Consider the following 20,816-nt stretch of genomic DNA (forward strand, 5'->3'; position numbering starts at 1 on the left):
CCACGTCTGTTGAATCCAGCAGGGCGGCACGGAACCCCTTAGAGCACGTCCACGCCGTCGAGCCTGAGCTGCACCGGATCGTCGGTGCGTTTGGCGGCCGCGGAGACCTTGACTGCCCGCAGCGCCCGGGTTACTTCTGGGGCCTGGCCGTATGGGATGAAGAGCAGCGTCCTGACGTCTTCGTGGGCGGTGCCCGGTGCACTTCCCTGGCCGGGGGCGCCGGTGATCACGAGCGGCGCCGGACCGGCGGTCCGCAGCACGATCCCCTGCCGGCCGAGCTGCTGCTCGACGGCCTGGCCGAAGTGCCCGACGGCGGTCCTCCCGCCGGTGATGGAGGCAACCCGGACGGCCGGGGGCAGCTGGAGTTCCCGGCGCAGGGACAGTTCCCGCTGGGCGTAGCCGGCGGGGTCCCAGCGCAGCAGGGCGCCCACTCCAGACGCATCGTCGGCGGTGATGACCACCAGGCCGCCATCGCCGGCCGGCCGGACCAGGGCGGCGGCGTTGAACCAGCGCCGGACGGCGTCCTCCCCCGCCCTGAGGTTTTCGCGCCGCAGCAGTGAATCGCCGTCGAGCAACAGTGCCGCCGCATAGCCGCCGGCCGCGACCGGCTCCGCGCCGACCGTGGCCACCACCAGGGCCTTCGAGTCCGGCACCGTGGCCAGCACCCGGTCCCCGGACGAGGTGATCACCGGCTTCCCCGGGAAGGCGCGGCCCAGCTCCTCGGCCGTGCGCAGGGCACCCGTGGCGCCACGCCGAAGCCTGACTCCGTTGCACGTGCCGCAGCGCCAGGAGGGCGCCGGCGTCGAACACCAGCGGCACTGCGGCACGGCCGAGCTCCCGCTGGCCCCGGCGATGGCCAGCGGCCCGCTGCAGGAGGTGCAACGCGCCGGTTCCCGGCAGTTTTCGCAAGCCAGGGACGGCGCGTAGCCCGCCCGGGCCACCTGGACCAGGACCGGACCGCGTTCCAGTCCGTCCTTGGCCGCGCGCCAGGCGGCGCCCGGCAGCCGGGCGATCCTGGCCAGCGGATCATGTTCGAGTTCGTAGCTGTCGGCGGTGTTCAGCACCCGCGGAACCGTCCGGCGGACGACGGCGCGATCCGCCTCCACCGGCCATGCCCATCCGGCCTCGACGAGGCGCTGCGTTTCGGTGCTCCGGGTGTGCCCGGCGAGAAGGCAGGCGGCGCCCTCCTGCCCGGCGCGCAGCAGCAGGACTTCGCGGGAGTGGGCGTATGGCGAGCGTTGCTCGATGTGCAGATCGTCGCCGTCGTCCCAGCAGACCACGAGCCCAAGGTTGTGGACCGGCGCGTAGGCGGCCGAGCGCGTGCCGACAGCCACCCCGGCGGCACCACTGAGGATCCGCAGGAAGCTGCGGTAGCGTGGGGTCTGCCCGTCGTCCGCGGTGAGCCGGGCAACGTCCCCGGCCGGCAGCAGCTGCAGGAGGGCGGCCTCCACGCGGTCCAGGTCACGGTAATCGGGAACAACGACGACGGCGCCGCGGCCGGACAGGCGAACAGCCGCCACGGCCTCGGCAATCAGGGTCGGCCAGCCGCCGGGACCGTAGCCCTGGAGCGCGCTGAGCACGGCCCGCGGCGACTCCCCTGCGTTGAGGTGCTGCAGGAATGCCGGGCCGTTGCGGTAGGAGGACCAGCCGGAGGTTTGCAGGCCGGAAGGAATCGCGGTTCCCGAACCCGCTTCGGACCCCCCGTCAGCGAAGAGGGACGGATCCAGGACACCATCAGGGGCAAGGTCCTTCTCGAGTTTCGCCATCCGCGGCGGCACGGCAACGCGGAGCACGTCGCTGACGTTGCCGGCGTAGCGCGCAGCGACGTTCACGGCGAGATCGGCGACGGCCGCCGTCAGCACCGGAACGGGAGAGACCACTTTGTGCAGCGGGACCAGGGGGTGGCCGGCGTCGGATTCCGGCACCCGGTCGATCAGATATCCGGCCAGTTCCTGGCCGTTGAACTTTACCTTCACGCGGACGCCGGGCCGTGCCGCTGCGTCGAGCCCAGCCGGCACGCTGTAGTCGAAGGGCCGGTCGAGGTGCGGAAGCGAGGATTCCAGCCGGACCTGCGCCACCGGGAGCCGGGCGGCCAAGGCGGGGCCCGCGGCTGCGGCCGCTGACGCGGGAAAGCCCTGGAGCAGCGACAACTGCTGGGGCTCGTCCGACGCTGCGGCACCATGGGTGGGGCTCATCGCGCAGGTCCTTCCTTCAACAGCAGTCTGTGCCGGCCCACCGCGGTGCCGGCTCAATAAAGAGTAGCCAGGCCGCCAGTATCGGCGGCCTGGCTACAGCACATCACATGGGTGTGACGTTTAGGGCGTCACAGCGGATGGTTACTCAGGCCTCAGGCGTTGAAGAAGGCCTTCAGCTCGTCCACCCGGTCCAGCCGCTCCCACGTGAAGTCGGGGTCGTCGCGGCCGAAGTGGCCGTGGGCCGCTGTTTTGGCGTAGATCGGGCGTTTCAGGTCGAGGGCATCGATGATGGCCCGGGGCCGCAGGTCGAAGATCTCGGCGATTGCTGCGCTGATCCGGGCGGGATCCACGGTCTCGGTGCCGAAGGTCTCGACGTAGGTTCCCACCGGGCGGGCCTGGCCGATCGCATAGGCGATCTGGATCTCGGCGCGCTTCGCGAGGCCTGCCGCCACCACGTTCTTGGCGACCCAGCGCATCGCGTACGCGGCCGAGCGGTCCACCTTGGACGGATCCTTGCCGGAGAACGCGCCGCCGCCGTGGCGGGCCATGCCGCCGTAAGTGTCAACGATGATCTTGCGGCCGGTGAGGCCGGCGTCGCCGACGGGGCCGCCGATGACGAAGGCGCCGGCCGGGTTCAGGATGTTCCTGGTCCGCGAGATGTCCAGGTTGGACAGCGCCATGACCGGGTCGACCACGTGGGCGGCGAGGTCGGCGCGGAGCTGGTCCAGGCTGGCGCCCTCGGCGTGCTGACTGGAGATGACGACGGTCTCGACGGAGACGGGCCGGTCGCCGTCGTAGCCGACGGTGACCTGGGTCTTGCCGTCTGGGCGCAGGTAGGCGAGTTCGCCGTTCTTGCGGACCTCGGTCAGGCGCTCGGAGAGGCGGTGCGCGAGCCAGATCGGCACAGGCATGTAGGAGGGGGTCTCATCGCTGGCGTAGCCGAACATCAGGCCCTGGTCGCCGGCGCCCTGGAGGTCGTAGTCGTCCTCCTGGCGGCCTTCGCGGGCTTCCAGCGAATTGAAGACGCCACCGGCAATGTCGTTGGACTGCTGGCCGATGGAGACGGACACGCCGCAGCGGGCGCCGTCGAAGCCGTTGGCCGAGGAGTCGTAGCCGATGCCCAGGATGGTTTCCCGGACGATCTGCGGGATTTCGACGTACGCGTCGGTGGTGACCTCGCCGGCGACGTGGACCAGCCCGGTGGTGGCCAGCGTCTCCACCGCCACCCGGGACTCCGGGTCCTTGGCCAGCAGGGCGTCCAGGATCGCATCGCTGATCTGGTCGCAGATCTTGTCGGGATGTCCTTCGGTCACCGACTCGGACGTGAAAAGCCGGAGCGAGGCGGGCGTGGACCCGTGGAAATCAGGGATGTGCAGCGGTAAAGTCACTCAACTACCTTACTGGTTGGAAAACGGACGTCCGGCGGCGTGTGTCCCTGTGCTAAGGAGACGTTGCTTACGCCCGGCTCAGGCCGGCGGAACAACCCGGCTCAGCTCGGCGCTGATGCGGTCAATCACGGCAGCCGCGACGTCGGATTTGGAACCCGACGCCTCTTGGGGTTCGGAGCCGGCGCGGGAAAGGATGACTACGGAATTCGTGTCCTCGCCGAAGACCTTGTCCTGGCCCACGTGGTTGACCACCAGCAGGTCGCATGCCTTGCGGCGAAGCTTGGCCGCAGCATATTCCAGGACGTCGCCGTCGGCGTCGCCGGTCTCGGCCGCGAAGCCGACAATCAGCTGGTTACGGGAGGCCGCATCGCGGACCTCAACGAGTTCCCGCAGAATGTCCGGGTTCCGGACCAGCGAGATGACGGGATCGTCGACGTCGTCGCGCTTCTTGATCTTCGTGCCGGAGACATCCGCCGGGCGGAAGTCGGCGACGGCGGCGGCCATGACGATAACGTCGGAATCTGCGGCGGCGTGCAGGGCGGCCTCGCGAAGTTCCAGGGCCGTCTCCACTTTGACGACGTCGACGCCGGCTGGCGGCGGGACGTCCATGTGGGCGGCCAGCAGCCGGACTCTTGCGCCGGCGTCGCGCGCTGCGGTGGCCAGCGCCACGCCCTGCTTGCCGGAGGAGCGGTTTCCCAGGAACCGGACGGGGTCCAGGGGTTCTCGCGTGCCGCCGGCACTGATCGTGACGGTGAGCCCGGCCAGCGGACGCCGCGGCGGCAAAAGTGCGGCGTCCGACGCCGTCACGGGCACCGACGCGGGCACCGCGGGCGCACCTGCGAGGGCCAGCGCAGCTTCGAAAATGGCATCCGGTTCGGGCAGCCGGCCCGGCCCGGAGTCCGATCCGGTGAGCCGGCCGGAGGCGGGTTCCAGGACGGTGACGCCCCGGCTGCGGAGCGTCTCGACATTCGCTTGGGTCGCCGGGTGCTGCCACATCTCGGTGTGCATGGCCGGGGCCATCAGCACCGGGCAGCCGCCGGCCATGAGCAGGGTGTTGCTCAGGAGGTCGTTGGCCTGGCCGGTGGCGGCGCGGGCCAAGAGGTCTGCCGTAGCGGGTGCCACCACGATCAGCTCGGCCTCGTGGCCGAGGCGGACGTGATTGACGGTGTGCACCTCGTCGAAGACGCTGTTGCTGACCGGATGCCCGGACAACGCTTCCCACGTGGCGACGCCGACGAACCGGGTCGCGGCCTCCGTGGGGATGACCGTCACGTCATGGCCGGCTTCAGTAAAAAGCCGGAGGAGCGACGCCACCTTGTAGGCAGCTATCCCTCCCCCGACTCCGAGGACTATGCGCACTTGACCTCCGTCTGCGTCTGCGGAATTACTCTGCAGGTTCGATCGGGGTGGAAACGAGCTTGCCTTCGTTGATTTCGCGCAGGGCGATGGAGAGCGACTTCTCGTTCAGCTTGGTGTCGACCAGCGGGCCGACATACTCGAACAGGCCCTCGTGCAGCTGGGCGTAGTAGGCGTTGATCTGACGTGCGCGCTTGGCGCCGAAAATCACCAGTCCGTACTTCGAGTCGGCAGCCTTCAGCAGCTCGTCGATCGGCGGGTTGATGATGCCTTCAAGGTTCGTGGACACGAATTCTCCAAATTCTAACGGGCTGATGGCTTCCCGCGCCTAGCGCGGGTGGGGGGTCAGCCCCATGAGTGAAACGAGCTCGTCCGCTGCCCGGCGAACGTCGTCGTTAATGACGGTGTGGTCGAACTCCGGTTCAGCAGCTAGCTCTACTTTACCGGTTTCCAGCCGCCGCTGCTGTTCCTCGGCGCTTTCCGTGCCGCGGCCCACCAGCCGGCGGACCAATTCGTCCCAGCTGGGGGGCGCCAGGAACACGAACTGGGCATCCGGAACGGCCTGCCTTACCTGGCGGGCACCTTGCAAATCGATTTCCAGCAGCACCGGGCGGCCCTCGGCGATGGCCTGGTTGACCGTGCTTTTCAGGGTGCCGTAGGTGTTCTGTCCGTGCACCACGGCCCATTCGAGGAGTTCGCCTGCAGCCACCAGGGACTCGAACTCTTCCTTCGTTTTGAAGTAGTAGTGCACGCCGTCGATTTCCCCGGGCCGAGGAGCCCTGGTGGTAGCCGAAACGGACAACCACACCTCGGGATAGTTGTCCCGGATGTAGGTGGACACGGTGCCTTTGCCAACAGCCGTCGGGCCGGCGAGGACTGTCAGTCCCGGTTTGTTGCTCACATATTCCTTTGGGCGGTTGGAAGTCAGCGCGGCGGACCGGGCTGTTTGTCGTTTATAAAATCTACCAGCGCCCGGCGCTGGTGAATTCCCAAGCCTCGGACCCGGCGTGATGCGGCGATGCCGAGCTGATCCATGATGGCCGCGGCACGTACCCGTCCGATTCCGGGCAGCGCCTCCAGCAGTTCCACGATCCTCATCCGGGCGATCGCGTCATCGCTCTCCCCTGCGCTGAGCAATTCCGCGATGGTCAGCGTCCCCGATTTCAGCCGGTCCTTCGCGGTGGCCCGGGTGGTCCTGGCGGCGGCGGCCTTACTCAAGGCGTCGGCACGCTCCTGCGGAGTGAGGGGTCGCAAACTCACTGAATGCCTCCCTGCAAGTGTCAGCCGGGCCGCGGACACGGCCCGGCCGGACGGGGCCGAACACAGCCCCGGCCGGTACCGCGGACTTGTCCTGAACCTACCGTCTGGATGCCGCAGAAATCAATGGACGAATTGCCCGGTTCCCAGCCTGCCCGAAGGTCCGGCCAGGGCGCAGCACTCCCGACGTCGGCCCTGCGGCAAGGCGGCTGCCGCCGTTCGCCACGAATGGCCGCCATGACGGCACCCATGGCGGCCCCCATGGCGGCCATTTGCGTCAGATGGGGGCCCTGACGCGACATGGGGGGCACCCGGGACGTCCGGGTCAGCGTGGCAGGCTAGGCCGTGCGCAGTTCCTCGAGGGTCCGCAGGGCGGCGTCGCTGAGGTCCTGGATCCGCGGACCAGCGCCGAGGATGTCCCGGCTGGAGGTCCCCAGCACCTGGCCGTACGCGCTGCCAAAGGTGCGGCGCAGGTCCGCCGCGGTGGCGCCCTGCGCGCCAAGGCCCGGGGCCAGGATCGGGCCGCGCACCGCGGCCAGGTCCAGGTCCAGATCGGTAAGTGCCGAGCCGACAGTCGCGCCGACGACAAGGCCGGTTGAGCCCAGCGCCGCGCCTTCATCAACACCGTAACGCCGGTTTTCCGCCGCCGCCGCGCGGACGATCCGGCGGGCCACGGAGTCCGCGCCGCCGACGTGCTGGACGGACGCGCCCTCCGGGTTGGACGTCAGCGCCAGGACGAACACGCCGCGCCCGGTCTGCGCGGCGAGGTCCAGGGCCGGCCTCAGCGATTCGAAGCCCAGGTACGGGCTCAGCGTGACCGAGTCGGCGGCCAGGGCGGAACCGTCCCGCAGCCACGCGTCGGCGTAGGCGGCCATGGTGGAGCCAATGTCGCCGCGCTTGGCGTCGGCAATGGTCAGCACGGAGGCGTCCGCCGCCGCGGCGAGGACGCGTTCCAGCACCGCCATCCCGGCCGAGCCGTGCCGCTCATACAGGGCCACCTGGGGTTTGACCGCGGCAGCGAGTGAAGCCACCGCGTCCAGGACGGTGAGCGAGAAGCGTTCCAGCCCGGCGACGTCGTCGTTCAGTCCCCAGTGCTGCAGCAGCGCCGGGTGCGGGTCGATGCCGACGCACAACGGACCCCGGTCCGCCATGGCCCGGCCCAGCCGGGAGCCGAAGGACTCCCGGCCGGCCGTCTCAGCGGCAGCAGCCTCAGGCATCCTGCGCTACCGCGTTCTGCGAGGCAAACAGTGCGGCGGCGTGCTCCTGCAGGCTGGTGACCGACCATTCGTAGGTGCGCAGCGCCTCGATGGCCTGGACCGCGGCGTTGAACTCGGCCACCGTCGTGATGCACGGGATGCCGATCGACGTCGCGGCCGCGCGCAGTTCGTAGCCGTCGCTGCGTGCTTCGCCGCCCGAGGGCGTGTTGAAGACCATATCGATCTCCCCGGCGATGATGAGGTCGGCGATGGTGCCTTCGCCCTCGGCGCTGGAGCCCTCGGCGACCTTCCGGACCGGGGTGGCCTGGATTCCGTTACGGCGCAGCACGTCGGCGGTGCCGCCGGTGGAGACGATCTCGAAGCCGAGGTCGGAGAGCCGCTTCACGCCCATGATGACCGAGCGCTTGTCCCGGTTCGCCACGGACACGAAGATCTTGCCCTCGGTGGGCAGCGCGTTGTTGGCGGCCGCCTGGCTCTTGGCGAAGGCGGTGTCGAAGTGCTTGTCGATGCCCATGACCTCGCCGGTGGAGCGCATTTCCGGCCCGAGCAGCGAGTCCACAACCTTGCCCTCCGGGGTGCGGAAGCGGCTGAACGGCAGTACGGCTTCCTTCACCGAGACCGGGGCATCCAGCGGCAGCGTGGAGCCGTCGCCGGTTTCCGGCAGCATCTTGTAGGCCGTGCGGAGCTGGTTGATGGTGACGCCGGTGCCGATCAGGGCGGCCGCCTTCGCCATCTGCACACCGGTCGCCTTGGAGACGAACGGGACGGTGCGGGAGGCCCGCGGGTTGGCCTCCAGAACATAGAGCACATCGGAGGCCAGGGCGAACTGGATGTTGATCAGGCCGCGGACACCCACGCCCTCGGCGATCGCCAGTGTGGCGGTGCGGACCCGCTCCAGCACGTTGTTGCCCAGGGTGATCGGCGGCAGCACACACGCGGAGTCGCCGGAGTGGATGCCGGCCTCCTCGATGTGCTCCATGATGCCGCCGAGGTACATCTCGGTGCCGTCGTACAGGGCGTCGACGTCAATTTCGACGGCGTCCTCGAGGAAGCGGTCGATCAGTACCGGGTGGTCCGGGGTGATCTCGGTGGCGTTGGCGATGTAGCGCGAGAGGTTGGGCTCGTCATAGACAATCTCCATGCCGCGGCCGCCGAGCACGTAGGAGGGGCGGACCAGGACCGGGTAGCCGATCTCGTCGGCGATCTTCTTGGCGTCGTCGAAGGACACTGCGGTGCCGTTCTTCGGCGAGATGAGGCCGCCCTTGTCGAGGACGCGGGAGAAGGCGCCGCGGTGCTCGGCGAGGTCGATCGCTTCCGGGGAGGTGCCGAGGATCGGCACGCCGGCGTCGGCGAGCTGCTGGGCGAGCTTGAGCGGGGTCTGGCCGCCGAGCTGGACGAAGACGCCCATCACGCCGCCGGTGCGCTCCTCGGCCGCGATGACCTCGAGCACGTCCTCGAGCGTGAGCGGCTCGAAGTACAGCCGGGTGGAGACGTCGTAGTCGGTGGAGACGGTCTCCGGGTTGCAGTTGACCATCACAGTCTCGTAGCCGGCCTTGCGCAGCGCCATCGAGGCGTGCACGCAGGAGTAGTCGAACTCGATGCCCTGGCCGATCCGGTTGGGCCCGGAGCCCAGGATGATGATGGACGGTTTGGCGTGCAGCGCCACCTCGTCCTCCTCGTCGTAGGAGGAGTAGTGGTACGGCGTGTACGCGGCGAATTCCGCGGCGCAGGTGTCCACGGTCTTGTAGACAGGCCGGATGCCGAGGGCCTGCCGGACGCCGCGGACGACGTCCTCGGAGTTGTGCGTGAGGGCACCGATCTGCTCGTCGGAGAAGCCGTGGCGCTTGGCGCGGGTCAGCATCTCCGGGGTCAGGGCGGCGGCCTTGCGGATTTCCACCGAGATCTCGTTCAGCAGCTGGAGCTGGTCCAGATACCAGGGGTCGATCTTGGTCGCCTCGAAGAGCTGCTCCACGGTGGCGCCGCCGAGCATGGCACGCTGGACCTGGTGCAGGCGCTCCGTGGTGGGCCTCTTGGACTTCTCGATCAGCTCCGCGACTTCCCATTCCGGGACGTGGCTGAAGTCCAGCTGGGAGCCCTTCTGCTCCAGGGACCGGAGCGCCTTCTGCAGGGCCTCGGTGAAGTTGCGGCCCATCGCCATGGCCTCGCCCACCGACTTCATGGTGGTGGTGAGGGTGGGGTCCGCCGCCGGGAACTTCTCGAAAGCGAAGCGCGGGACCTTCACCACAACGTAGTCCAGGGTCGGCTCGAAGGAGGCCGGGGTCTTCTGCGTGATGTCGTTCGGGATCTCGTCCAGGGTGTAGCCGAGCGAGAGCTTGGTGGCGATTTTGGCGATGGCGAAGCCTGTGGCCTTGGACGCCAGGGCGGAGGAGCGGGAGACGCGCGGGTTCATCTCAATCACGACGACGCGTCCCGTGTCGGGCTCGACGGCGAACTGGATGTTGCAGCCGCCGGTGTCGACGCCGACTTCGCGGATGACAGCGATGGAGATGTCGCGCAGGCGCTGGTATTCGCGGTCCGTCAGGGTCAGTGCCGGGGCAACGGTGATCGAGTCGCCGGTGTGCACGCCGACCGGGTCGAAGTTCTCGATGGAGCAGACCACCACGACGTTGTCGTTCTTGTCCCGCATCATCTCGAGCTCGTACTCCTTCCAGCCCAGGATGCTCTCTTCGAGCAGCACTTCGGACGTGGGGCTGTACTGCAGCCCCTGGCCGACGATCCGGCGGAGGTCGTTCTCGTCGTAGGCGAGGCCGGAGCCGAGGCCGCCCATGGTGAAGGAGGGCCGGACCACCATCGGGTAGCCGAGGTCCTCGGCGGCGGCCAGGGCCTCGTCGATGGTGTGGATGATGTGGCTGCGGGCCGATTCGGCGCCGCAGCGCTCCACGACGCCCTTGAACTTTTCGCGGTCCTCGCCGAGCTCGATCGCGGCGATGTTGGCGCCGATCAGCTCGACGTTGTACTTCTCCAGCACCCCGTTCTTGTCCAGCGCGATCGCGGTATTGAGCGCGGTCTGGCCGCCCAGGGTGGGCAGGATCGCGTCGGGGCGTTCCTTGGCGATGATCTTCTCGACCACCTCGGGGGTGATCGGCTCGATGTACGTGGCGTCGGCAAACTCCGGGTCGGTCATGATGGTGGCCGGGTTGGAGTTGACGAGGATGACGCGCAGGCCCTCCTCCTTGAGGACACGCAGTGCCTGGGTGCCGGAGTAGTCGAATTCGGCCGCCTGGCCGATCACGATCGGGCCGGAACCGATGACCAGGACGCTCTTAAGGTCAGTTCTCTTGGGCATTACTTCTTGTCCTCAGTCTTGGAGTCGGTGGAGGTCTCGGTGTTTGTCACGGTCTCTGGCTTGGAAGAAGACTCCGCCATCAGCTCGATGAAGCGGTCGAAGAGGTAGGCCGCATCGTGCGGACCGGACGCGGCTTCGGGGTGGTACTGCACCGAGAAGGCCGGGATGTCCAGGCACGACAGACCCTCGACGACGTCGTCGTTGAGGCTCACATGGCTGACCTCGACGCGGCCGAAGCGCTCCTCGGGGGCCTGCGTGGCGCCGTCGAGCGGGGCGTCCACGGCGAAGCCGTGGTTCTGCGAGGTGATCTCCACCTTGCCGGTGCGTCGGTCCATGACGGGCTGGTTGATGCCGCGGTGGCCGTAGCGCAGTTTGTAGGTGCCGAAGCCCAGTGCCCTGCCCAGGATCTGGTTGCCGAAGCAGATGCCGAAGTAGGGGATCTTCTCGTCAAGGACCGAGCGGAGCAGCTTGACCTGGTTGTCGGCGGTGGCGGGGTCGCCGGGGCCGTTGGACATAAAGAATCCGTCGGGGTTGACCGCCTGGACGTCGGCCAGGGTGGCGGTGGCGGGCAGCACGTGCACCCGGACGCCGCGCTCGGCGAAGCGGATGGGGGTCATCCGCTTGATGCCAAGGTCGATCGCGGCGATGCTGAAGCGCGGTTCGCCGTCCCAGCCCCAGTCCTTGGGTTCCACGGTGTAGGCCTCGTCCACACTGACCTCTTCGGCCAGGCGTGAGCCTTCCATCGGGGCGCTTGCCAGGACGGTGTCCACGAGTTCCTTGTCCGTGGCGCGGACGGCGTCGCCGGAGAAGATTCCGGCGCGCATGGTCTTGTGCTCGCGCAGGTGCCGGGTGATCGCGCGGGTGTCCACGCCCTGGATGCCGACGATGCCCTGTTCGACCAGTTCGTCGTCGAGGGATCGTTCGGAGCGCCAGTTGGACGGCCGCCGGGCGGCGTCGCGGACGACATATCCGGCCACCCAGATGCGGCGGGACTCGGCGTCGTCCTTGTTCACGCCGGTGTTGCCGATGTGCGGGGCGGTCTGGACCACGAGCTGGCGGGCGTAGGAGGGGTCCGTGATGGTCTCCTGGTAGCCCGTCATGCCGGTCGCGAAGACGGCCTCGCCAAGGGCGGTGCCGGTGGCGCCGTAGCTGGTGCCGCGGAAGATCCGGCCGTCCTCGAGGACGAGGGCCGCCGGGGTGGAGGCTGCTGCTGCTGAAACTGCTGTTTTTTCTGACACTGCTGTTGCTGAAACTTCGTTGGTATCCGTCACGTCGTTACTTTCCACTATCGGCATTGGCCTGAGGGGCCGCGGGGATCAAATCTTGGAGGGCTTTGAGGAGCACTGTCTTGTCTTCGGCGTGCCGGGTGCGGAACCCGGAATCGAGTTCGCGGCTGCCGAGCATCCAGCTGAGCACCAGCAGTCCGTCCTTTTCGACGAACTTGCCGGCCATGCCGCTTTCCTGCCGCACGCCGGTGAGGCTCGCGGCCGGGATGAAGACCGGGGCCGCGCCGGAGCGGTCGAAGAGCACCCCTTCGGGGTGGACGCTGAGTTCGGCGTTGGTACGGATGCCCAGATTGTGCACGGCGATCCGGTCCAGCCAGTCGCCGGCGGTGGTGGACGCGACGTACTGGCCGTCCGCGACAGCCAGCGCGGTGCCCAGCGCGCCGGGGATGTCCGGCAGCGGGTCGACGTCGGCCTGGCGGCGCAGGCGGTTCCGCCAGCCGAGCCAGATCAGCGCCAGCGCGACGGTGATCAGGACCAGCGTGAAGATCAGGGAGAGTTCCTTAACCATCAGTTGCCGCCCGCCGCACCGGCTCCGGGCGCGGCCGGTGCTTCGGCGAGCCACCGGTACGGGGTGTTGAGTTTGCCGTCGAGGACGGTGGGGTGGCCCTTGAAGAACGTCGCCACCACCTTGCCGGGAAGTTCCCGGCCGGCAAACGGAGAGTTACGGCCCATGGTTGCCATCTTAGAAGGGTCCACGGTCCAGCGCGCAGCCGGGTCCACGAGTGTGACGTTGGCGGGTTCCCCGGCGTCGAGCGGGCGGCCCTGGTCCTCCAGCCGGCCGATCGCGGCCGGGGCGGTGGAGGTGACGCGGGCGAAGTCGGCCCAGCCCATCAGACCGGTTTCGATCATGGTGTGCTGCACCACGGACAGCGCGGTTTCCAGCCCGGTCATGCCCATGGCGGCCTGCGCCCACTCGCATTCCTTGTGTTCGCTCGGGTGCGGGGCGTGGTCGGTGCCGACGACGTCGATCGTGCCGTCGGCCAGCGCGGCGCGCAGGGCCTGGACGTCGGCGTCGGTGCGCAGCGGAGGGTTGACCTTGTAGACGGGGTCGTAGCTGCGGGCGAGCTCATCGGTGAGCCAGAGGTGGTGCGGGGTGACCTCGGCCGTGACGTTGACGCCGCGGGACTTGGCCCAGCGGATGATCTCCACGGAGCCGGCCGTGGAAACGTGGCAGACGTGCAGCCGGGAACCGACGTGCTGGGCGAGCAGCACGTCGCGGGCAATGATGCTTTCCTCGGCGACGGCGGGCCAGCCGGTGAGGCCGAGGACGGCGGAGACCTCGCCCTCGTTCATCTGCGCGCCGGCGGTGAGCCGCGGTTCCTGCGCGTGCTGGGCGACGACGCCGTCGAACGCCTTGACGTATTCCAGTGCCCGGCGCATCAGCACGGGGTCGTGGACGCAGATCCCGTCGTCGGAGAAGACCCGGACGCGGGCGCGGGAGTCGGCCATCGCGCCGAGTTCGGCGAGCTGTTCCCCCGCCAGGCCGACGGTGACGGCGCCGACCGGGCGGACGTCCACCCAGCCGGCGGTGCGGCCGAGGGTGAGGACCTGTTCGACGACGCCGGCGGTGTCCGCCACCGGGGTGCTGTTGGCCATGGCGTGGACAGCCGTGTAGCCGCCGAGGGCGGCTGCGCGGGTGCCGGTCTCGACCGTTTCGGCGTCTTCGCGGCCCGGTTCGCGCAGGTGGGTGTGGATGTCCACCATGCCGGGCAGGGCCACGAGTCCGGCGGCCTCAATAACGGTCGCGCCCTCGGCGGACAGGTCCTGGCCGCGGTCGGCGATGATCCCGTCGCGGATGAGGAGGTCTTCGGGGGCTCCGCCGAGGATGGCGGCCCCGCGGATCAGGTAGGCGCCTGTGCCTGCGTCCTGTTGCTGTGATGCCATCAGTGGCTCTCCTTGGTGACGAGGGCGGAGGTGTTCTCTGCGGAAGTGGGGTGGGTGGTGGAATTCGTGTGGGCGGCCGGTTCGCGGGTATCCCCGGAGAGCAGCAGGTAGAGGGCCGCCATCCGGATGGAGACGCCGTTGCGGACCTGCGCCAGCACCGTCGAGCGGGGCGAGTCGGCCGCGGCGGAGGAGATCTCCAGGCCGCGGTTCATGGGCCCGGGGTGCATGATGATGGTGTCCTTCAGGCCGAGGCTGTCCAGGGCGCGGAGCCGGTTGTCGTCGAAGCCCCAGCGGCGGGAGTATTCGCGGGTGGTCGGGAAGAACGACGCGTTCATCCGTTCCCCCTGCACGCGCAGCATCATCATGGCGTCCACACCGCGGGCGAGGGTCTCGTCCAGGTCATAGCTGACCGTGCATGGCCACTGTTCGACGCCGATCGGCAGCAGCGTCGGCGGGGCGACCAGGGTGACTTCGGCGCCGAGGGTGCGCAGCAGCCAGACGTTGGAACGGGCCACCCGGGAGTGCAGCACGTCCCCGGCGATCGCCACCCGCATTCCCGTCAGGTCCGCCCCGGTCGACGGGGTGCCGGCCAGCTTCGACCAGTGCCGGCGCATGGTGAACGCGTCCAGCAGCGCCTGGGTGGGGTGTTCGTGGGTGCCGTCGCCGGCGTTGATGACGGCGGCGTCGATCCAGTCCGTCGCGGCGAGCCGGTGCGGGGCGCCCGAGGCCCAGTGCCGGATGACGACGGCGTCGGCGCCCATCGCGGAGAGCGTCTGGGCGGTGTCCTTGAGGGATTCGCCCTTGGAGACAGAGGAGCCCTTCGCAGCGAAGTTGATGACGTCGGCGGAGAGCCGCTTGGCGGCGGCTTCGAAGGAGATCCGGGTCCGGGTGGAGTCCTCGAAGAACAGGTTGACCACGGTCCGCCCGCGCAGCGTGGGAAGCTTCTTGACCTCGCGCTCCCCCACGGCCGCCATTTCCTCGGCGGTGTCGAGGATGCGGATGGCGTTGGACAGGCTCAGGTCTTCGGTGGAGAGCAGGTGCCTCATGCGGTGGCCTCGATGACCACTTCGTTGACGGGGGCGCCGTCGACCGAGTCCGTTTCGGCGAGCCGGACCCGGACCTTCTCCGACGAGGAGGTGGGGAGGTTCTTGCCGACGTGGTCCGCGCGGATGGGCAGTTCCCGGTGGCCGCGGTCGATCAGTACGGCGAGCCGGACGATGCGCGGGCGGCCGAGGTCGATGATCGCGTCCAGAGCGGCCCGGATGGTCCGGCCGGAGTACAGGACGTCGTCGATCAGCACCACGACTTTGTTGTCGATGCCGGTGCGGGGAAGCTGGGTGGGGTACGGCGGGCGCATGGCCTGGTGGGAGAGGTCGTCGCGGAACATTGTCACGTCCAGCTGGCCGACGATCGCGACGGGGTCCACGGTGGGATCGGCGGCGGCGATTTTGGCGGCGAGCCGGACGGCGAGGGGGTAGCCCCTCCGCGGGATGCCCAGCAGGACCAGGTCCTGGGAGCCCTTGTTGGACTCGAGGATCTCATGGGCGATACGAGTGAGTGCACGGTCGATGTCCGCCTGGTTGAGTACCACTCGGGTGAGTACAACCTTGGCCGGAACCGGTGCTTCTGGAACAGAAGTCAACGCTCGTCTCCCCTTTCCCCGCCTCACGGGACGGAATTAAAAAAGGATTGTTTGCTTTCTCAAATTACCACAGGGGCGCTGACGCCCCGGCGCCGCCGGCATGCGTTTAACCTCACACGGACATAGGCTCGGGTTCATGACGACGAACGAGCCGCGGCCGGGGCCCGACCGCCCCGGCTACTCCCCCGGCGGCCGGCGGCCGCTGCCGCAGCAGGCCAATCCGACGTGGCTGGGGCACGTCCGGCCGGAGTACTACCGGCAGGCGCCGCCCAACGACCGGGGCGGGTTCCAGCCGGTCCTCCCGCCGGCGGTTGCCGCGGCTTCCGCGCTTCGGCGCGGCCGCAGTTCCGCCGGGCTGTCCGGGCTCCTGCTGGCCGGCCTGTTCCTGGGGTTCTTCAGCCTCTTCCTGGTCCTGCCGTTCCTGCTGGGCAGCACGGGGGTCTCCGGCTTTGTCATCGGCTTCGTCGCCTCGCTCATTCCCCTGGGCACTGTGCTGCTGACCGTGCGCTTTATCGACCGCTGGGAGCCGGAACCGCGGCCGCTGCTGCTGTTCGCCTTCGTTTGGGGAGCGGTCGTCTCGATTGCCGTGACCATGCTTTTGCAGCCTTATTTCTCGGCCGTGGCGGGGCCCGCCTCGGGACTGGACTACACGACGTTTGCCGTGACCGTCCAGGCGCCGGTGGTGGAGGAATTCGCCAAGTCCCTGGGGCTGCTGCTGCTTCTGCTCTTCGCCCGGAAACACTTCGACGGGCCGGTCGACGGGGTGGTGTTCGCCTTCACCATCGCGGCAGGCTTCGCGTTCACCGAGAACATCCTCTATTTCGGCCGTGCGATCGCCGAATCTTCCGACCCCGGCACGGAGTTCGCGGTGGTGTTCTTCCTCCGGGGGGTCATGTCGCCGTTCGCCCACGCCATCTTCACGGGCACCACCGGACTGATCATGGGTTTCGCAGCGCGCCGCTGGCACAACGGGTTGTCCGTGCTGGCGTTCGCCGTCGGCCTGGTCCCAGCGATGCTGCTGCACAGCGCCTGGAATCGCATGGGAGCGGACTTCCTGGCCACGTATTTGCTGGTGCAGGTGCCGATCTTCCTGCTGGCGGTCCTGGTCATCGTGCTGCTGCGCGTCGCCGAGCGCAGGCTCACCCGCCAGCGGCTCACGGAATACGCGGCGGCGGGCTGGTTCAGCGCGGCCGAGGTGGACATGCTGGCCACCAGCGGCGGCCGCCGGTCGGCCCTGCGCTGGGCGAAGTCCACCGGCCGCGGCCCGCAGATGAAGGCCCTGCTCGAAGCCGCCACCCAGCTGGCCTTCACCCGCCAGCGGATCCTCAGCGGCCGGGACGTGCCGGCGCACCTGCTTGATGAGCGCCACCAGCTCGCCGAAATCGCCTCACTCCGGGCCGCCGTCGTCCGGTAGGGGCGTTCGCGGGGTCCGAGGAGGGCAAGCAGCCCGCTTCGGTGCCGGCCGGTGGACGACCGCAACACGCTTGTCTCGCCGTGCAGGCCAGCAGGGTATCGACATGAGCATCGAGCTACGCACAATGTCCGCAGACGACTGGCGGTCCTGGCGGTCGGTGCGGCTCGTCGCCACTGCGCTCATCACCGCGATCGTGCGTTGGGCGGCGAGCTCCGGTGCGTCGACGCTCAACTTGTCCGTGATGCAGGACAACGTCGCAGCACGACGCACCTATGAACGGAACGGCTTTACCGTGTCCTCGGAACCCGGCGATCTGCTACCGGATGGCCGGCGCGAGCTTGCCATGCACCGGGACCTCGGCTCCGGGCGCACCGGCGCGGATCGTCCTAATCCGTGGCAATGATCCCGAACGTCTCTTCTGCAGGCAATCTTGCAGGCGCCGCGAAAAGGGCCCGCAGCAGAATGAAAGAACCCCGCCCGGGATTTCCCGGGCGGGGTTTCTCGAAGCGCGGTGCGCTTATGCGAGCAGCGAGGGCTTCAGCTGCTGCAGGCGGCCCAGCAGGCCGTTGATGAACGACGGCGACTCGTCCGTTGAGAGGGTCTTGGCAAGCGCCACGGCCTCGCTGACGGCGACACCGTCGGGGACGTCGTCGTTGTAGAGCAGCTCCCAGGTGCCGATCCGCAGGATGGTGCGGTCCACAGAGGGCATCCGCTCCAGGCTCCAGCCCTGCGAGTAGGTTTCCAGGAACTCGTCGATCGCCGTCTGGTGGGAGACAACGCCCTCAACGATTTCGAGGGTGTACGGGTTGACGATCTGGTCCGTCTGTTCCCGGCGGGACTTCAACACATCGAACGCCGAGACGGAACGCTGTTCCGCCTCGAAGAGAACTTCCAGGGCCCGGTTACGGGCCTTACCGCGGGCACTCACTAGTCGTTGACCCGGCCGAGGTAGCTGCCGTCGCGGGTGTCGACCTTGACCTTGGTGTTGTTCTCGACGAACAAGGGCACCTGGATCTCGTAGCCGGTTTCGAGCGTGGCGGGCTTGGTGCCGGCCGAGGAGCGGTCGCCCTGCAGGCCCGGCTCCGTGTAGGTGATTTCGAGCACAACGCTCGGCGGCAGCTCGATGTAGAGCGGGTTGCCCTCGTGGATGGCGATGTTGACCATCTGGTTTTCGAGCATGAAGTTGGTGGCGTCACCGACGGTTGCGCCCGGAACGGTGAGCTGGTCGAAGTCGGTGGTGTCCATAAACACGAAGTCCGCGCCGTCCTGGTACAGGTACTGGTAGTCGCGGCGGTCAACCGTGGCGGTCTCGATCTTGAGTCCGGCGTTGAAGGTCTTGTCGACGACCTTGCCGGACATCACGTTGCGCATCTTGGTGCGCACGAACGCGCCGCCCTTGCCGGGCTTGACGTGCTGGAACTCAATGATGTTCCAGAGTTGGCCCTCGAGCTTAAGGACGGTCCCGTTCTTGATGTCGTTAGTGGTTGCCACAGTATCCTCTGGTTTCGTTTCTTGCTGCTTCTAGCTGCCAGCCGGTTATGCCAGGCGAGCATGCCGAATGGCAGCCAGCGCGTATTTATCAAAAATCCAAGAATCATTCTACCGGTTTTGCGCCGCCGCTGCCGGACGCCCCGGTGCGGGGCCTCTGCGGACGCGTTACCGGCCCGGTCTCAGGAGGCGAGATCCAGCACGTCCCGGGCGCGCTGCAGCGCCACGGTGGAGGCATAGATCAGGGCCGCGTCGGCGGATCCGGCGACCCGCAGGTCGAGCGCCTTCGCGAAGGATTCGACGGCGGCGGCAATGTTGCCGCTGGCGAAGTAGGACCGGCCGAGGTGCTGGCGGACGGCGGCTTCGTCCAGGGTGCCGTGAGTTTCCGCCAGGAGCTGGCGAAACAGTTCGACCGCCCGGTCCAGCCGGTGGGAGACCCGCAGGATATCCGCTTCGAAGATGCGCAGGCGCAGCGAGGAGGGGTCGCTGTACCGGGCCTCGGCGAGCAGTTCGGCCGCCTCGGCGGCGTGCCCCTCGACGAGGCGGACGAAGATCAGGTCACCGGGGTCGGTCGAGGCTGCCAGCGCCGCGGCGCAGGTCTCCTCGTTGACGACTTGCGGCATCAGGCTGTCCGGGTTGATCTTGATCCCCGGAAAGCCTGCATCCGGCCAATCGCTGGTACCTGAGATGAAGGGCATCAGGAGGCGATCTCCTGGTAGGCGGCAAACAGCAGCGAGGTGTCCGGGACGTCGAGGATGCCGGGGCGGCCCACGCCGTCGAGCACAACGAAACGCAGCAGGTCACCGCGCGACTTCTTGTCCCGCCGCATGCCGTCGAGGAGCGCCTGCCAGCGGTCGCGCCGGTAGGTGATGGGAAGCCCGAGGCTTTCCAGGATGCTGCGGTGCCTGTCGGCGTCGGCGTCACTGAGACGGCCGACGCTGCGTGCCAGCTCGGCGGCGAACATCATGCCGACGGCGACGGCGGCGCCGTGGCGCCAAGAGTAGCGTTCGGCGAGTTCGATCGCGTGGCCCAGAGTGTGGCCGTAATTGAGGATTTCACGCTCGCCCGCTTCCTTGAGGTCCGCGGAGACAACCCTGGCCTTCACCGTGATGGCGCGCTCGATGAGTTCCCGGACGGCGTCCGAGCGGGGATCGGTGACGGCGGTCGGATCCTTTTCGATGAGCTCGAGGATGGCCGGATCGGCGATGAAGCCGCACTTGATGACCTCAGCCATGCCGGAGATCATCTCGTTCTTGGGCAGGGTGTCCAGGGTGTCGAGGTCCACGAGGACACCGGCCGGCGGGTGGAACGCCCCGACGAGGTTCTTGCCCTCGGCGGTGTTGATCCCGGTCTTCCCGCCGACGGCTGCGTCCACCATGCCGAGCAGGCTGGTGGGCATGTGGATGACCTTGACACCGCGCAGCCAGGTCGCGGCCACGAAGCCGGCCAGGTCGGTGACCGCCCCGCCGCCGACGGCGACGACAGCGTCCGAGCGGGTGAAGTCGTTCTGTCCGAGCACCTGCCAGCAGAAGGACGCCACCTCGATGTGCTTGCCCTCCTCGGCGTCGGGAATCTCGGCCGTCAGAGCGGTGAAGCCTGCCGCGGCGAGTTCTTCCCTGACGGTGTCGCCGGTGAGGCGCAGCGCGCGCGGGTGGATGACGAGGACACGCTTCACGCGCTCGCCCAGCAGCCCGGGCAGGCTGGGCAGCAGGCCGCGGCCCACCACGACGTCGTAGTTCTCGCCGGGCGTCTGCCCGGTGACCTTGATAACGGTTGATTCGGTGATCACTTTTCAACTTCCTTTGTCCCCGCTGGCGTGGCTACGGGCGCTGGTGTCCCAGCGGCGTAGTTTCGCAGCGCATCTTCTAACTGCCGGGCGAGGTCCTGAACCGTTCCGGACCGCACGTCCAGGACCACATCGGCCAGCCGCTCGTAGACCGGGCGCCGGGTGGCGAACAGCGTCTTCCATCGTTCCATGGCGTGTCCGGCCAGAAGCGGCCGGCCCGAGTTCCTGGCAATGCGTTCCGCCACGGTGTCCGCATCGCACTCGAGGTAGACCACGGTGCAGCGGTCGAGCAGTTGCTGGGTGCCGGAGTCCAGGACCGCGCCGCCGCCCAGCGAGATTACCGCAGTGCGGCCCTGTGCGTCCTCAATGGCCCGCGCGACGGCCCTGGCCTCAAGCTCGCGGAAGGCGTGCTCGCCGCGGCTCGCGAAGATTTCCGCGATGGATCCGTGGTTCGCGACCACCATGACGTCGGTGTCGAGGAACGGGGCTCCGAGCTGGTGGGCGAGCTGGTGCCCGATCGCTGATTTGCCCACTGCCATGGGCCCGATCAGTACGATGGGCCGGGCAGCGCCCCGGTCCGGCGATGCCGGAATGTC

20 protein-coding genes are annotated in these 20,816 nt (G+C 68.4%); 2 read left to right on the plus strand and 18 right to left on the minus strand.

Annotation, left to right across the window (positions count from 1 at the left end):
• Positions 1-38: 38 nt before the first annotated feature.
• The 13 genes from LDO13_RS09900 to pyrR form a co-directional block, all read right to left on the minus strand.
• A complete protein-coding gene (locus LDO13_RS09900) occupies positions 39-2,195 on the minus strand; it encodes a primosomal protein N' (protein ID WP_224046601.1) in 2,157 nt (718 codons plus the stop codon).
• 152 nt (positions 2,196-2,347) lie between these two features.
• Complete coding sequence (metK, locus tag LDO13_RS09905) at positions 2,348-3,583, minus strand: methionine adenosyltransferase (protein ID WP_224046602.1); 1,236 nt, start codon at positions 3,581-3,583, stop codon at positions 2,348-2,350.
• Between the two features lie 78 nt (positions 3,584-3,661).
• Complete coding sequence (gene coaBC, locus LDO13_RS09910) at positions 3,662-4,942, minus strand: bifunctional phosphopantothenoylcysteine decarboxylase/phosphopantothenate--cysteine ligase CoaBC (protein ID WP_224046603.1); 1,281 nt, start codon at positions 4,940-4,942, stop codon at positions 3,662-3,664.
• 25 nt (positions 4,943-4,967) lie between these two features.
• Positions 4,968-5,228 carry a DNA-directed RNA polymerase subunit omega gene (gene rpoZ / locus LDO13_RS09915; RefSeq protein WP_011692102.1) on the minus strand — a complete coding sequence of 87 codons (261 nt, stop codon included), beginning with the start codon at positions 5,226-5,228 and terminating at the stop codon, positions 4,968-4,970.
• 39 nt (positions 5,229-5,267) lie between these two features.
• Positions 5,268-5,840, minus strand: coding sequence for a guanylate kinase (gene gmk / locus LDO13_RS09920; RefSeq protein ID WP_224046604.1), 573 nt, complete (start codon positions 5,838-5,840; stop codon positions 5,268-5,270).
• Between the two features lie 23 nt (positions 5,841-5,863).
• Positions 5,864-6,199 carry an integration host factor, actinobacterial type gene (mihF, locus tag LDO13_RS09925; protein WP_224046605.1) on the minus strand — a complete coding sequence of 112 codons (336 nt, stop codon included), beginning with the start codon at positions 6,197-6,199 and terminating at the stop codon, positions 5,864-5,866.
• A 335-nt stretch (positions 6,200-6,534) separates the two neighbouring features.
• Positions 6,535-7,413: an orotidine-5'-phosphate decarboxylase gene (gene pyrF / locus LDO13_RS09930; protein ID WP_224046606.1), complete on the minus strand. Its 879-nt coding sequence runs from the start codon at positions 7,411-7,413 to the stop codon at positions 6,535-6,537.
• Positions 7,406-10,720 (minus strand): carbamoyl-phosphate synthase large subunit, encoded by a 3,315-nt coding sequence (gene carB / locus LDO13_RS09935; protein WP_224046607.1) that lies wholly within the window; start codon positions 10,718-10,720, stop codon positions 7,406-7,408. The genes pyrF and carB overlap by 8 nt, the downstream gene beginning before the upstream one ends.
• On the minus strand, positions 10,720-12,015 hold the full coding sequence (gene carA / locus LDO13_RS09940; RefSeq protein ID WP_224046608.1) for a glutamine-hydrolyzing carbamoyl-phosphate synthase small subunit: 1,296 nt from the start codon (positions 12,013-12,015) through the stop codon (positions 10,720-10,722). Before carA ends, carB begins: the two co-directional genes overlap by 1 nt.
• Positions 11,996-12,514, minus strand: coding sequence for a hypothetical protein (locus tag LDO13_RS09945; protein WP_224046609.1), 519 nt, complete (start codon positions 12,512-12,514; stop codon positions 11,996-11,998). The genes carA and LDO13_RS09945 overlap by 20 nt, the downstream gene beginning before the upstream one ends.
• A complete protein-coding gene (locus tag LDO13_RS09950) occupies positions 12,514-13,890 on the minus strand; it encodes a dihydroorotase (protein ID WP_224046610.1) in 1,377 nt (458 codons plus the stop codon). The genes LDO13_RS09945 and LDO13_RS09950 overlap by 1 nt, the downstream gene beginning before the upstream one ends.
• Complete coding sequence (locus LDO13_RS09955; RefSeq protein WP_224046611.1) at positions 13,890-14,936, minus strand: aspartate carbamoyltransferase catalytic subunit; 1,047 nt, start codon at positions 14,934-14,936, stop codon at positions 13,890-13,892. The genes LDO13_RS09950 and LDO13_RS09955 overlap by 1 nt, the downstream gene beginning before the upstream one ends.
• Positions 14,933-15,532 carry a bifunctional pyr operon transcriptional regulator/uracil phosphoribosyltransferase PyrR gene (gene pyrR, locus LDO13_RS09960; protein ID WP_224046612.1) on the minus strand — a complete coding sequence of 200 codons (600 nt, stop codon included), beginning with the start codon at positions 15,530-15,532 and terminating at the stop codon, positions 14,933-14,935. Before pyrR ends, LDO13_RS09955 begins: the two co-directional genes overlap by 4 nt.
• Before the next feature lie 136 nt (positions 15,533-15,668).
• On the opposite strand from pyrR, the gene LDO13_RS09965 reads away from it, so the two are divergent.
• Both LDO13_RS09965 and LDO13_RS09970 read left to right on the plus strand, forming a co-directional pair.
• Complete coding sequence (locus LDO13_RS09965; protein ID WP_224046613.1) at positions 15,669-16,946, plus strand: PrsW family intramembrane metalloprotease; 1,278 nt, start codon at positions 15,669-15,671, stop codon at positions 16,944-16,946.
• Between the two features lie 103 nt (positions 16,947-17,049).
• The gene (locus LDO13_RS09970) at positions 17,050-17,349 is read left to right on the plus strand and encodes a GNAT family N-acetyltransferase (protein WP_224046614.1); all 300 of its coding nucleotides are present in this window, start codon (positions 17,050-17,052) and stop codon (positions 17,347-17,349) included.
• A 114-nt stretch (positions 17,350-17,463) separates the two neighbouring features.
• Here the strand turns inward: LDO13_RS09970 and nusB are convergent, their stop codons facing one another.
• The 5 genes from nusB to LDO13_RS09995 form a co-directional block, all read right to left on the minus strand.
• Entirely contained in the window at positions 17,464-17,874 is a 411-nt protein-coding gene (gene nusB, locus LDO13_RS09975) for a transcription antitermination factor NusB (protein WP_224046615.1), read from the minus strand.
• A complete protein-coding gene (gene efp, locus LDO13_RS09980; RefSeq protein ID WP_056429593.1) occupies positions 17,874-18,437 on the minus strand; it encodes an elongation factor P in 564 nt (187 codons plus the stop codon). Before efp ends, nusB begins: the two co-directional genes overlap by 1 nt.
• 179 nt (positions 18,438-18,616) lie before the next feature.
• Positions 18,617-19,132: a tetratricopeptide repeat protein gene (locus tag LDO13_RS09985; RefSeq protein ID WP_224046616.1), complete on the minus strand. Its 516-nt coding sequence runs from the start codon at positions 19,130-19,132 to the stop codon at positions 18,617-18,619.
• The gene (aroB, locus tag LDO13_RS09990; protein ID WP_224046617.1) at positions 19,132-20,223 is read right to left on the minus strand and encodes a 3-dehydroquinate synthase; all 1,092 of its coding nucleotides are present in this window, start codon (positions 20,221-20,223) and stop codon (positions 19,132-19,134) included. The genes LDO13_RS09985 and aroB overlap by 1 nt, the downstream gene beginning before the upstream one ends.
• Positions 20,220-20,759 carry a shikimate kinase gene (locus tag LDO13_RS09995; protein ID WP_224049746.1) on the minus strand — a complete coding sequence of 180 codons (540 nt, stop codon included), beginning with the start codon at positions 20,757-20,759 and terminating at the stop codon, positions 20,220-20,222. Before LDO13_RS09995 ends, aroB begins: the two co-directional genes overlap by 4 nt.
• Between the last annotated feature and the right edge of the window lie 57 nt (positions 20,760-20,816).

It is taken from the genome of Arthrobacter sp. NicSoilB4 (assembly GCF_019977335.1).
Lineage (GTDB): Bacteria > Actinomycetota > Actinomycetes > Actinomycetales > Micrococcaceae > Arthrobacter.